At 71.1% G+C, this 12,759-nt stretch carries 11 protein-coding genes and 1 pseudogene; 4 read left to right on the forward strand and 8 right to left on the reverse strand.

All coding sequences use genetic code 11. The features are described from left to right. Positions 1-172: 172 nt before the first annotated feature. Together ACNNMR_RS27415 and ACNNMR_RS27420 are read left to right on the forward strand one after the other, a co-directional pair. Positions 173-718 (forward strand): annotated as a pseudogene (locus ACNNMR_RS27415) (3-keto-disaccharide hydrolase); the annotation flags it as partial. A gap of 12 nt (positions 719-730) precedes the next feature. Then, positions 731-4,216, forward strand: a complete 3,486-nt coding sequence (locus tag ACNNMR_RS27420; protein ID WP_419997344.1) for a ThuA domain-containing protein — start codon at positions 731-733, stop codon at positions 4,214-4,216. Here ACNNMR_RS27420 and ACNNMR_RS27425 read toward each other — a convergent pair. Further along, complete coding sequence (locus ACNNMR_RS27425; RefSeq protein ID WP_419997345.1) at positions 4,203-5,444, reverse strand: MFS transporter; 1,242 nt, start codon at positions 5,442-5,444, stop codon at positions 4,203-4,205. The genes ACNNMR_RS27420 and ACNNMR_RS27425 overlap by 14 nt on opposite strands. Positions 5,445-5,523: 79 nt before the next feature. On the opposite strand from ACNNMR_RS27425, the gene ACNNMR_RS27430 reads away from it, so the two are divergent. Continuing rightward, positions 5,524-6,048 (forward strand): MarR family winged helix-turn-helix transcriptional regulator, encoded by a 525-nt coding sequence (locus ACNNMR_RS27430; RefSeq protein WP_419997346.1) that lies wholly within the window; start codon positions 5,524-5,526, stop codon positions 6,046-6,048. Between the two features lie 2 nt (positions 6,049-6,050). Here the strand turns inward: ACNNMR_RS27430 and ACNNMR_RS27435 are convergent, their stop codons facing one another. From ACNNMR_RS27435 to ACNNMR_RS27450, 4 genes are all read right to left on the reverse strand, one after another. Continuing rightward, positions 6,051-6,548 carry a hypothetical protein gene (locus ACNNMR_RS27435; protein ID WP_419997347.1) on the reverse strand — a complete coding sequence of 166 codons (498 nt, stop codon included), beginning with the start codon at positions 6,546-6,548 and terminating at the stop codon, positions 6,051-6,053. Between the two features lie 130 nt (positions 6,549-6,678). After that, complete coding sequence (locus tag ACNNMR_RS27440) at positions 6,679-7,440, reverse strand: TetR/AcrR family transcriptional regulator (RefSeq protein ID WP_419997348.1); 762 nt, start codon at positions 7,438-7,440, stop codon at positions 6,679-6,681. A 10-nt stretch (positions 7,441-7,450) separates the two neighbouring features. After that, entirely contained in the window at positions 7,451-7,918 is a 468-nt protein-coding gene (locus ACNNMR_RS27445) for a thiol-disulfide oxidoreductase DCC family protein (protein ID WP_419997349.1), read from the reverse strand. A gap of 4 nt (positions 7,919-7,922) precedes the next feature. After that, complete coding sequence (locus ACNNMR_RS27450) at positions 7,923-8,327, reverse strand: hypothetical protein (protein WP_419997350.1); 405 nt, start codon at positions 8,325-8,327, stop codon at positions 7,923-7,925. A 128-nt stretch (positions 8,328-8,455) separates the two neighbouring features. On the opposite strand from ACNNMR_RS27450, the gene ACNNMR_RS27455 reads away from it, so the two are divergent. Beyond that, positions 8,456-9,355 (forward strand): transglutaminase domain-containing protein, encoded by a 900-nt coding sequence (locus tag ACNNMR_RS27455; protein ID WP_419997351.1) that lies wholly within the window; start codon positions 8,456-8,458, stop codon positions 9,353-9,355. Here the strand turns inward: ACNNMR_RS27455 and ACNNMR_RS27460 are convergent, their stop codons facing one another. Genes ACNNMR_RS27460 through ACNNMR_RS27470 form a run of 3 tightly spaced genes read right to left on the reverse strand, consistent with a single transcriptional unit; the run spans position 9,356 to position 12,736 of the window. After that, a complete protein-coding gene (locus tag ACNNMR_RS27460; RefSeq protein ID WP_419997352.1) occupies positions 9,356-10,123 on the reverse strand; it encodes an SDR family NAD(P)-dependent oxidoreductase in 768 nt (255 codons plus the stop codon). A 26-nt stretch (positions 10,124-10,149) separates the two neighbouring features. Next, positions 10,150-12,123, reverse strand: a complete 1,974-nt coding sequence (locus tag ACNNMR_RS27465; protein ID WP_419997353.1) for a M13 family metallopeptidase — start codon at positions 12,121-12,123, stop codon at positions 10,150-10,152. A gap of 22 nt (positions 12,124-12,145) precedes the next feature. Then, entirely contained in the window at positions 12,146-12,736 is a 591-nt protein-coding gene (locus ACNNMR_RS27470; protein WP_419997354.1) for a hypothetical protein, read from the reverse strand. Positions 12,737-12,759: the final 23 nt, after the last annotated feature.

The raw sequence follows: 12,759 nt of genomic DNA on the forward strand, positions 1-12,759 counted from the left end.
CTATTTTGTCAGGGCCCCGTCAGTAAGCGCTTGCTGCAACGACGGAAGGACCCCACCCATGTCCAGGCACCTCAGAACGCGCAGGCTGCTCGCCCTCGCCGCCGCGGCGGTCGCGGTCTGCGCCCTCTCCGCCGCCGCACCGGCGGCAGCACCCTCGTCGCACCGGCTGGTGCTCTTCGACGGCACGAGCACCGATGGCTGGAGCCAGGCCGGGCCCGGTGGCTTCACCGTCGCCGACGGCGCGATGACCTCCCACGGCGGGCTCGGGCTGATCTACTACTCCGCCCGGGAGTTCAGCGACTACCGCCTCACCCTCGACTGGCGCATGGCCGGGGACGACAACTCCGGTGTGCATCTCGGGTTTCCCGCCGGAGACGATCCCGCCATCCGCAATCAGGGCTTCGAGGTGCAGATCGACGCCACCGACGCACCCGAGAAGACCACCGGATCCGTCTACGGATTCCAGCCCCCCGACCTCGCCGCCCGGGACGCGGCGCTGAACCCGCCGGGGGAGTGGAACACGTACGACCTCGTCGTCACCGGCGGCGACCGGCTGCGGGTCTACCTCAACGGCGTCAAGATCAACGACTTCACCGACACCGTCGCGGAGCGCCGGCTCAGCCCAGGGCACATCGGGCTGCAGAACCACGGCGACGGCGACGAGGTGTCGTTCCGCGACATCGTCCTCACGCAACTCCCCTCGCACGACCCCAAGTGACCAGGGAGAGACATGAGCCGCAGCCCTCTGCACAGAACGGCCCTCACACCCGTCACCGTCCTCATCGCGCTCTTAGCCCTGCTCCTCGGCATGGGCACCGCCGCCACCGCCACCGCCGCCGACTTCCCCGAGGCCGCCAAGGAGCCGGACTTCCGCGTCCTCGTCTTCTCCAAGGTCACCAACGAGAAGCACGACTCCATCCCCGCCGGCGTCGAAGCCATCAAGAAGCTCGGCGCCGAGCACAACTTCGAGGTCGAGGCCACCGACGACGCGGCCGCCTTCAGTGATGCGAACCTCGCCAAGTTCCAGACGATCGTCTTCAACAACACCAACTCCACACCGGAGAGCGGCGATCTGCTCAATGCAGAGCAGCGTGCCGCCTTCCAGAAGTTCATCCGGGGCGGCGGCGGCTGGACGGGCCTGCACTCGGCCGCGGCCAGCGAGCGCGACTGGGAGTGGTACGAGGGCCTGGTCGGCGCGATCTTCGACAAGCACCCCGAGCCGCAGACCGGCCGGGTGAAGGTGCTGGACCGGGTCCACCCCTCCACGAAGGGGCTGCCGGAGCTCTGGGAGCGTACGGAGGAGTGGTACAACTTCCGCACCAACCCGACCGGCAAGGTGCACACCCTCGCGCAGATCAAGGTCCGGGATGGCATCAGCGGCCTCGACGAGGGCGTCGATCACCCGTACTCCTGGTGCCAGAAGTACGACGGCGGCCGCTCCTGGTACACCGCCGGCGGCCACGCCGCCGCCTCCTTCGAGGAGCCGGCCTTCCTGCAGCACCTGCTCGGCGGCATCGAGTGGTCGGCCGGCGCGGCGAGCGGCGACTGCTCCGCCACCCAGACCGGCAACTTCCAGCGCACCCCCCTCGTGGACGAGGACCTCGCCGACCCGTTCGAGCTGGCCGTCGCCCCCGACCGGCGAGTCTTCTACGCCCAGCGCACCGGCGAGCTCAAGGTCGTCGACCAGCAGACCCTCAATGTCACCACCGCCCTGGACTTCGACTACACCCCGGAGATGACCAGCCAGTCGGACGGCCTCCTCGGGCTCGCCCTCGACCCGGACTTCGCCAAGAACAACCGGCTCTATCTGCTCCACTCCGACAAGGAGAAACCGCAGATCAACCTCTCCCGCTTCACCATGGGCGACGACGGCAAGGCCGACCCCGCCTCGCAGAAGGTGCTGCTCACCATCCCCACCTGGCGCGGCGAGGGCCGGGCGAACGTGCACATGGCCGGCTCGCTCACCTTCGACAACAAGGGCAACCTCCTCGTCGCCACCGGCGACAACACCGACCCCTTCGAGTCGGACGGCTTCGCCCCGATCGACGAGCGGGAGGGCCGCCGCGCCTGGGACGCGCAGGGCACCGCCGGGAACACCAACGACCTCCGCGGCAAGATCCTGCGGATCACGCCCAAGGACGACGGCGGCTACTCCGTCCCCAAGGGCAATCTCTTCGCGCCCGGCGAGGCCAAGACCCGGCCCGAGGTGTACGCGATGGGCTTCCGCAACCCGTTCCGTATCACGGCTGACCCGCACTCCGGCGCCGTCCTGGTCGCTGACTACGGGCCCGACGCCCGCGCCGCCAACCCCGACCGCGGCCCGGAGGGCACGGTCGAGTACACCCGGCTCACCGAGCCGGGCAACCACGGCTGGCCGTACTGCGTGGGCAACAACACCCCCTTCAACGACTACGACTTCGCCACCAAGACCTCAAAGGCGAAGTTCGACTGCGGCGCGCTGAAGAACGACTCCCCGAACAACACTGGCAAGACCGACCTCCCGGCCGCCAAGCCCGCCACCGTCTGGTACGCCTACTCGGCCTCCGAGGAGTTCCCCGAGCTCGGCACCGGCGGCGGGGGCCCGATGAGCGGTCCGGTGTACGACTACGACCCGAAGCTCGACAGCAAGACCAAGTTCCCGCAGTACTTCGAGAACAAGTGGCTGACCTTTGAGCTGACCAGAAAGTGGTTCAAGACCTTCTCGATCCAGCAGAAGGGCCAGAAGTTCGACGACCCGCGCTTCCCGGACGCCAAGGCCGGCGACCTGCAGTCCATCAACGGCGTCTTCGAGGACATGGACTGGATCCAGCCCTTCGAGGCGCACTTCGGCCCGGACGGCTCGCTGTACGTCATCGACTTCGGCGAGGGCAGCGGCACCGGGCGCGGCGGCAGCAACGAGGGCGCCGGGATCTACCGGATCGATTACGTGGCCGAGGGGCGCCCGCCCGTAGCGAAGATGTCGGCGTCCCCCGACTCCGGGCCCGGGCCGCTGACCGTGAAGTTCTCCAGCGAGGGCTCCGGCGCGCCGGGCGGCGAGCCGGTCACGTACGCCTGGGACTTCGACGGCGACGGCACGACCGACTCCACCGAGGCCAATCCCACCCACACGTACGAGACGAAGGGGCAGTTCAACGCCAGTCTGACGGTCGAGGGGCCGCCCGAGCTGACCGGCATCGCCAGCCAGAAGATCACGGTCGGCAATACCCGCCCCGAGGTGACGATCACCGGGCCGCCGGACGGCGGATTGTTCGACTTCGGCGATACGGTCCCGTTCAAGGTCGAGGTCAAGGACGCGGAGGACGGCGCGCCCATCGACTGCTCAAGGGTCGTCGTCCAGTCGCAGCTCGGCCATGACAGCCACCTCCACCCGCTGGACAACTACACGGGGTGCGAAGGGGAGATCAAGACCGATCCCGGTGACAGCCACGGGCCCGGCCAGAATCTCTATTACGGGATCAGCGCCCAGTACGAGGACAAGGGCGCGGATGGCGTGCCCTCGCTCGTGGGCTCGTCGGCGCTCACGCTGCGGCAGAAGTTCCGCGAGGCCGAGCACCGTAATGCCACCGGCGGCGCGCACGGCGGCGCCGAGACGGTGAGCCGCGACGACGCCTCCGGCGGCAAGCGGCTCGGCGAGATCGAGCACGGTGACTGGATCGTTCTCGACCCGGGGAATCTCACCGGCATCGACTCGGTGACGGTCGGCGCGGCGTCCGGCGGCATCGGCGGCGACGTGGAGTTCCGCGCTGACGCCCCCGACGGCGCGCTGCTCGGCAAGGCCGCGATCCCGCCGACCGGCGGCTACGGAAACGTCATCTCGCCGACGGCGGATCTGACCGACCCGGGCGGGGTGAAGAAGATCTACGCGGTCTTCACCAACCCGGACTGGACGGAGACGGGCCCCGACCTCCTCGCCCTCGACTGGCTGCACTTCAACGGGCCGGGCGCGGAGAAGGAGTCCGAAGCCAAGGTCTCGGTCGCGGCGACCCCGGCCGACGGCGCGGCGCCGCTGGAGGTGTCCCTGGCGGGCACGGTGACGCTGCCACCGGGCCGTACGGCCGCCAAGCACCACTGGAACTTCGGCGACAACTCGGCCGCGGACGGCGAGGCGTCGGCGAAGCACACGTACTCGAGGAAGGGGACGTACACCGCGCATCTCACGGTCACGGACGACACCGGCGATACGACGACCGGGGCCGTACGGGTCACTGTGAGCTGACTGGGGCCGGCTCCTGCCGGGGTGCGGCGCTTCCAGGCGTGACAGCGGTGAAGCGGCGCACCCCCGGCACGAGCGCGGTGCCCAGGCAGGCGGCGGCCACGAGCGCCGCGGACACCGTGAGCGGTGCGCCGCGGCCCCAGGCGTCCGCGGCGAGGGGCGCGAGCGCGTAGCCGAGCGGCATGGCGGCGAGGGAAAGCAGCCAGTCGTAACTTGTCACGCGGGCGAGGACGTTGGCGGGAATGGCGTCTTGGACCGTGGTCTGCCACACCGGGTTCAGGAAGCCGAGGCCCGCCTGCGCGATCCCGTATCCGGCCACGACCACCGGCGCCGGGGCGGGCAGCGCCAGCAGCGCGAGCGGGATTGCGTACGCGGCCAGGCCCAGGTTCCCCGTCAGCACCGGGCGGCGGGGGCGGGCGCGGCCGGCCAGCAGGGAGCCGAGCAGCAGGCCGATGCCGCCGGCCGTGGTGATGGCGACCCAGGCGGCCTTGCCGCCCAGGTCCTCCATGGCGACGGCGGGGCCGAGGGTGGCGAAGACGGCGGCGGCGCCGTTCCACACGGAGTGGGCGATCAGGCTGGACCAGTACCAGTCGCGGGACCGCACCTCCGACCACCCCTGCCGCAGGTCGGCGAGGAACGGCCGCCGGTCCTGGACCACATGCGGCACCGTGATGGCCGCCATCAGCACCGCGCTCACCGCAAACCCGAGCCCGACCGCGATGAACGCCTCGCCCGCCCCGGCGAACAGCAGCAGCCCCGCCAGCGGCGGCCCGCCGAGCCGGGCGGCGCTGGTGGCGGCGCCGATGGCCGCGTTGGCCTGCTGCCGCTGCTCCGCCGCCACCGTCCCGGTGACCAGCGGCGCGAACGCCGGCATCGCGAACGCCGTCGCCACCCCGCCGACCCCCTCCGCCACCGCCAGCTGCCACAGCTGCGGATCCCCGCCGAGCAGCTGCACGCCGACGAAGAGCTGCGCGGCGGCCCGTACGACGGCGGTGGCGGCGGCGATGGTACGGGCATTGAGCCGGTCGCCGACCACCCCGCCGACCGGCAGGAGCAGCAGCCGCGGCGCCATCGCGCAGACGAGGAGCAGCGCGAGCGCGGCGCTGGAGCGGGTGGCCTCCCAGACGGCGATGGCGAGTGCGACGGGGACGACGGCGTCGCCGAGGAGGGAGAGGGAGCGGGCGGCGAAGAGGAGTTGGAAGCGGCGGGAGCGGAGGGGGTGCGGCGTCATGGCAGGCAAATGTATTTCGGTGGCGAACTATTCGTCAACGAATTATCTGATGCCGAAGGAGGCGTCGTACGATGCACGCATGAAGGAGGAGCCGGCACAGCCACCCCTGGCCACCCGCGACTGGACCGACGGCCACGTCGAACGCTGGCTGCCGGTGCTGCCCGACCTCGACCCGGACATCGAGGCGGCCGTGATCCGCATGAAGCGGCTGCGCGCGCACCTGACCCGGGTGCGGCAGCAGGCGCTCGTCGACTACGGCCTGGAGCGGCACGAGTTCGACACCCTGCACCACCTCGCGGGGCGTGGCGGCAGCGCGGCTCCCTCGGAGCTCGCGGCGGACCTCGATCTCGCGCCCGCTTCGGTCACGGGTCGGCTGGACGCGCTGGAGCGGCGCGGCTTCGTTCGCCGTACGCCCTCGGCCACCGACCGCCGCCGGGTCGATGTGGAGCTGACCGAGTCGGGGCGGTCGACGTGGCTGGGGGCGATGGACGCGAGCTTCGATGAGGAGACGCGGCTGCTGGGGGTGCTGTCGAAGGACGAGCGGCGGCAGCTGGCGGAGCTGCTGCGGCGGGTGATGGTGGTGGCGGAGGCGAAGGACGCCTGAGCTCAGGCGGCCATCACCAGCTCCGGCTTCGCGACCGGTGCGGCAGGTGCGGCCGGCGCCGCCGCCGGCTGCGTCCGGCGGTCCGCGAAGACCACCGCGCGCAGCACCGCGAAGCGGCCGAGCCCGGCCAGCGCCGACGAACCCAGGTACACGGCCTGCTCGACCAGCGCCGAGGGCGCGGACTGCACTGCGTGCAGGGCGAGCAGTGCGCCGGTCGTAAAGGCGTAGCTCACCGCGACGGTGAGCGCCGACTGAAGGTGTACGCCCCAGCCGCCCCGCTCGCTGCGGAACGAGACGCGGCCGTGCAGCTCGGTGGCGAGCAACGTGGACACCACGGTGACCAGGGCGTTGGCGACGACCAGCGACATCCGCCCGTCGAGCAGCAGCAGCGCCCCACTCGACGCCAGCCCGACCCCGCCCCCACAGACGACGAAACGGACGAACGCGGCGACGGCCGCGCGGCGGGGCGACTGCTGCTGCGAGCGCTGCTTCGTGGTCACGAGGGCCTCCGGGGTGGCGTAGGAACCGCTGTCCGCGATCCCACCCATGAACCTAGAGATCCAGCGCCGTTGGAACGATCCGGGTGGCCCCCGAGTCGGGTAGGGGAAACCCCCCATACGCCCCTGGGGCTCAACCCTCCTTGCGCCGTCGCGTCTTCCGCCTCGCGGCCGGCTTCGCGCCGGTGACGACCCCCGCCGCCGGGAGAATGAAGTCGTGCAGGATCTCCGCCACTTCCCGCACCAGCGGCCGCAGCAGACGGTAGCGCGAGAGATCAATGGCCCGCGCCACCATGGGCGAGGACCGCTGCACCAGCCGCCGCGTACGCTCGCAGTCCTCGGTCCGGTCAAAGACCCAATACAGGACAATGCCCATCTGATGCAGCCACATCAACTGCGGCATCAGGTCGCGCAGCTCAGGCACGAGCGCGGCCTTGGACCCGGCCAGCACCTGCCGGTGCAGCTCGATCGTCGCCTCGCGCGGCTCCTCGGACTCGGGCGAGAAGGGGCTGAGCGGGCTGTTCGGATCGGCGGCGTTCTTGAAGAATTGCGCGGCGAACTCGTGATACGGCGCCGCGATGTCCAGCCACGCGAGCAGCACGCCTTCGAGCCGGGCGGCGAGGTCGGTCTCGCGGGCGAGCACGTCCTGGACCGCTGCGGCGTGGGCTTCGCCGATACGGTCGTAGAAACCCTGGATCAGGTGCTCTTTGCTCTTGAAGTAGTAGTACGCATTGCCGACCGAGACCCCCGCCTCGCTCGCGATGGCCCGCATCGTCGTCTTGTCGTAACCCCGCTCCTGGAAGAGCCGCAGCGCGGTCTCCAGGATCAGGGTGCGGGTCTGCTCGCCCTTGGGGAGCGGGCCAGGGGTCTTCTCGGTCGGCACTGCGTCGTCCACGGGGTCGAGCCTAGTCGGCGGGCGCGCAGGACCCGTCGGGGCAGGCGCGGGACCAGCCGCTGGCCGGGTCGTAGCGCCAGCCGTCGCCGTACGCGCCCCCGCCCCACCGCGCCGCCGCGCCCGGCCACCGCGCCGCCACCAGCACCGCCGCCCGTGTGGCCTGCGCGCCGGCGCCGGAGCTGAGCCGGTGGGCGAGCGGGCGGTACTTCGCCAGCGCCCACAGGCAGACGACCCAGGCGGACGCGCCCTTGTACACCTGCCCGCGGTCCCCGACGACGGTGATCTCCTCGCGGGTGGCGGCGTGGTCGAGGCCGGGGAAGCGGCGGCGGGCGGCGGGCGACCCGCAGGGGACGAAGGTGAGGCGCACGAGCTGGGCCTGGCCCGACAGCCAGTTCCGTACGAAGGTGCACAGCTTGCAGTCGGCGTCGTACAGGACGGTCAGCCCGTGAACGGTGGCCCTGGCGGCGGGCGTGGTCACGTCGTCACGCCCGCGCCGCGTCGGTCCAGGCGTCCGGCTCGACCGGAGGCACCTGCTCGCGCTCCAGCAGGCCGCGGCGGCGGATGCGGCTGAGGACGTAGACATTGCCGAGGTGCATGGCGCCGAGCACGAGCAGCACGACGCCGAGCTTCATCGAGAGCGCCTCGACGAGGCTGCGGCTGTCGTCGACGGCGTCGGCGGTCTTCAGGTAGAGGGCGACGAAGCCGAGGTTGACGAGGTAGAAGCCGACCACCAGCAGGTGGTTGACGGCGTCGGCGAGCTTTTCGTTCCCGCGGAGCACGTCGGCGAGGAAGACCTGGCCGTTGCGGCTGAGGGTGCGGGCGACCCAGACGGTCAGGCCGATGCTGATGCCGGTGTAGGCGACATAGGTGGTGACGGTGAGGTCCATGCCTTGCCACGCCCTTTCTTGAACGTGTTCAAAAGAGGCTACGAGTAGGACTGTAGCCCTCTTCTTGAACGTGTTCAACTTGGCGACGCATGGACTCTGTCCCTGGGGCAGGGCGTACGGTCCCGGGCATGGACAGCAGCCAACGCGCCTTCTGCACCGCTCAGTCCGCCGCCTCCGACCCCGGCGACTTCGACGACTCCGGGCTGCCGGCGGAGCCCGCGGCGCTGGCGCGGCTCGTGCGGGGCCTGGTCATCCACCGTGAGGAAGCCGCCGACCGCTACGGCGTCGAGCTCGCCGCGGACCGCAAGGCGGCGGCGGCCGAGACGCGGTATGCCGACGAGATCCTGGCGCTGGACCGGGAGCGCAGCGGCGGCGAGCCGCTCGCGAAGGCCCCGCGCCCGCCCGCCGACCGCTTCGCGGGGACCTGCCGCGATTTCGCGCTGCTGCACTGTGCGCTGCTGCGGCATACGGGCACGCCGGCGCGGATCCGCTGCGGCTTCGGCACGTACTTCATGCCCGGCTTCCACGACGACCACTGGGTGACGGAATGGTGGGACGAGGCGCGCGGCTGGACCCTGACGGACCCGCAGGTGCTGCCGGACGAGGCCGCCGCCTGGCAGTGGGAGCTGGACTTCGATCCGTACGACGTGCCGCGCGACCGCTTCCTCGTCGGCGGCGACGCCTGGCGGCGCTGCCGTACGGGCCGGGCGGACCCGGCCACCTTCGGCGTGAGCGTCGTGAACCTCACCGGCCTGCCGGAGGTCCAGTGCAATGTGGTCAAGGACCTCGCCGCGCTCAACGGCGTCGAGGTGCTGCCGTGGGACGGGTGGGGGCTGGCCGACGCGGATCTGGAGCTGGTCGGGCCCGCGGACTACGCGCTGCTCGACGCGGCCGCGGCGGCGGGCGCGGAGGGGGACTTCGTGGCGGCGCGTCGGCTGTACGCGGAGAACGAGGGGCTGCGGGTGCCGCGGACAATCACGTCGCACACGACGTACACGGGGGAGCGCCTCGTCACCCTGCGCCCCTGATCAGCGCAGGTACGACGCCCCGTTGACGTCCAGCACGGTGCCCGAGGACCAGGTCGCCTCCGGCGAGGCGAGGTGGCGCACCGCCGCCGCGATCTCCTCCGGCCGCGCCACCCGCCCGAACGGGCTCTGTCGCAGCGTCTCCTCGGTCACCCGGTCCGCGACCCGCTCGGTCGCCACAAACCCCGGCGCCACCGACGCCACCGCGATCCCGTGCGGCGCCAGCGCCACCGCGAGCGACTGCCCGAGCGCGTGCACGCCCGCCTTCGTGGCCCCGTACGCCGGATGGTCGGGCTCGCCGCGATACGCCCCGCGCGAGCCGATGTTGACGATCCGGCCGTCCGGCACCCCCGCCTCGATCATGTGGCGGGCGGCGCGATACGACACATTCGCCGTACCCAGCAGATTCACCGCCACCGTCCGCTCCCACGCCGCCTGCCAGTCCTCGTACGAGGTCTCGGCGATGGGATGCGGCAGATTCACCGCGGCGTTGTTGACCAGCACGTGCAGCACACCGCCGAGCCCGGCCACGGCCTCATCGACGATACGGGCGGCGTCCGCCGGATCCGACACATCGCCGCCGACGAGTACGTGACCCTCCCCGTCCAGCCCCGCCAGCGTGGCCTCGGCGTCCGCCCGCCGGGATGCGTAGTGCACCGCGACCCGGTCGCCCGCGGCGGCGAAGGCGGTGGCGACGGCGCGGCCGATGCCGCGGGAGGCGCCGGTGACGAGAACGCCACGACGGGTGGTCTGAGCTGCGATTTCAGGCATCCGGGCACCGTATCAACCGCGGCGCCTCACCAGATGTGCACGCGCTCCGCCGGCGCCAGCCACAGCCCGTCGCCCTCCGCCGTGCCGAATGCCTCGTGGAACTCGTCGAGGTTGCGCACGATGTTGGCGCGGAATTCCGGCGGCGAGTGCGGGTCGATGGTGAGGAACTGCTGCTCCTGCTCCTTGCGGCGCTTTGCGCGCCAGCAGTACGCCCAGTTCATGAAGAGCCGCTGAGCCCCTGTCAGCCCGCCCCGCTCCGGTGCCGGATCGCCGGCCAGGGCGATGAGGTAGGCGGTGTGCCCGATCGTCAGGCCGCCCAGGTCGCCGATGTTCTCCCCGACGGTGAGCGCGCCGTTGACAAACTCGCCCGGAAGATTGCGCGGCGAGAAGCCGTCGTACTGCTTCACCAGGGCCTTGGACTTTTCCTCAAAGGCGGTTTTGTCCGCGGCCGTCCACCAGTCGTTGAGGTTGCCCGCGCCGTCGTACTGCGCGCCCTGGTCGTCGAAGCCATGGCCGATCTCGTGGCCGATGACCGAGCCGATGCCGCCGTAGTTCTCCGCCGGGTCGGCATCCGGGGCGAAGAACGGCTTCTGCAGGATGCCCGCGGGGAAGCAGATCTCGTTGGTGCCCGGGTTGTAATAGGCGTTGACGGTCTGCGGGGTCATGAACCACTCGTCCCGGTCGACCGGCGCGCCGATCTTGGCGAGCTGCCGGTCGGTCTCGAAGGCGGCGGCCGCATGCGCGTTGCCGAGGAGGTCGCCCGGGTCGGCCTCCAGGGCGGAGTAGTCGCGGAAGGTGTCCGGATAGCCGATCTTCGGGCGGAAGGTGTCGAGCTTCTCGTAGGCCCGCTGCTTGGTCTCCTCCGTCATCCAGTCGAGCGCGGCGATCGAGCGCCGGTACGCCTCCAGGAGGTTGGCGACGAGCTCGTCCATCATCGCCTTGGAGGCGGGCGGGAAGTGCCGGGCGACGTACTCCTTGCCCACGGCCTCGCCGATGGACTGCTCCACGAAGGCGACCGCCCGCTTCCAGCGCGGCCGCAGCTCGGGCGTCCCGTTGAGGGTGCGGCCGTAGAAGCCGAAGTCGTTGCGGACGGACGCGTCGTCGAGATACGGCGCACAGGCGCGCAGCACCCGGGCGACGGCCCAGTCGCGCCACTGCTCGATGGGGGTCTCGGCCAGCACCGCGGAGAGATGTCCGAGATACGAGGGCTGGCGGACGCAGGTCTCGGCAATGGTGGCGGCGCTGCCCCCGAGGGCCGTCACATACCCGAGGAAGTCGAATTCCGGCGCGAGCGCGGTCAGCTCGTCCAGGCTGGTGAGGTTGTACGTCTTCTGCACGTCCCGGGTCTCGGCGCGCTCCCAGTGCCCGGCGGCCAGGCGGGTCTCCAGGGCCAGGATGGACCGCGCCGCGGTGGCGGGGCCGGCGTGGCCGCCGAGGGTGAGCAGCTCGGTGAGGTAGCCGACGTAGGCGTCGCGGACCTCGGCGAACTTCTCGTCGCGGTAGTACGACTCGTCGGGCAGGCCGAGTCCGCCCTGCCGGATGTTGAAGAGATAGCGGTCGGAGTTCCGGTCATCGGTGTCGATGTGCACGCCGAACAGCCCGGAGCCGCCCACCCGGTCCAGCCGCCCGAGGAACGCGGCGAGCTCCCGGGTGTCCGCCAGCCCGCCCGCGGCGTCGAGCAGCGGCCGCGCGGGGGCGATCCCGCGGGCATTGACGGCCGCCTCGTCCATGAACGAGGCGTACAGGGCCGCGATCTTCCGGGCGTCGCCGGACACCGCTCCCGCGGCGGCCGGGTCGCCGGCCTGTTCCGCCAGCTCCTGGATGATCTCCCTGACCTGCTCCTCGGCCGTATCGGCAAGCTGCACGAACGGACCCCACGAGGACCGGTCGCCGGGAATCTCCGCGGTCTGCAACCAGTGGCCGTTCACATGGCCGAAGAGGTCGTCCTGCGGCCGGATACCGCGGTCCATGCCCGCCCGTGCGTCGTCCAGAATGCTCATCCGTGCACTCTAAGCGACGCGGTCACCCGCGGCGCTTGCCCGTCAGGTGGGCCATACCCCAGGTGCCGATGGCCGCCAGGAAGATGCCGGGCAGGGCGATGGCGGCCTTGAGACCCTTCCACCAAGCTTCGGCGGGGAAGAAGGGCTTCTCCTCCAGCATGTCCCCGAGGAGATCAAAGTCCGCGGCATCGATCAGAATGGCCACATAGCCATTGGTGAAGCCGAAGAAGGCGCCGAGCGCGGCCAGTACCGCGGCACAGATATGCGCGCCGGTGCTAGGGCCGCCCACCTTGCCCGCCACGGCGCCGACCGCCAGCGCGAGGACAAGTCCGAAGATCACATACGAGGTCTTCAGCCCGACCTTGGACAGGTCCTCGTAACTCGCGAGCAGAATCATGGAGTAGATGCCGGAGAGCACGACCGAGACCAGCAGCGCGAGAAAGAACGCCCCCACCGGATTGCCGCGGCGGGGCGGGGGCGGCGGGAAGCCCGGCTGGTACGCAAGGCCGGGCTGCACCGGCGGCGCGGCCTGCGGATATCCGTACGCCGGCTGCTGAGGATGGCCGCCGTACGGATTCGGTTGCTGTGGCTGCTGCGGCCAGGCCTGGCTCATGAGTCCCGTCCCCCGTGTCAAAC

The organism is Streptomyces boninensis (assembly GCF_048572725.1).
GTDB classification, from domain to species: domain Bacteria; phylum Actinomycetota; class Actinomycetes; order Streptomycetales; family Streptomycetaceae; genus Streptomyces; species Streptomyces boninensis.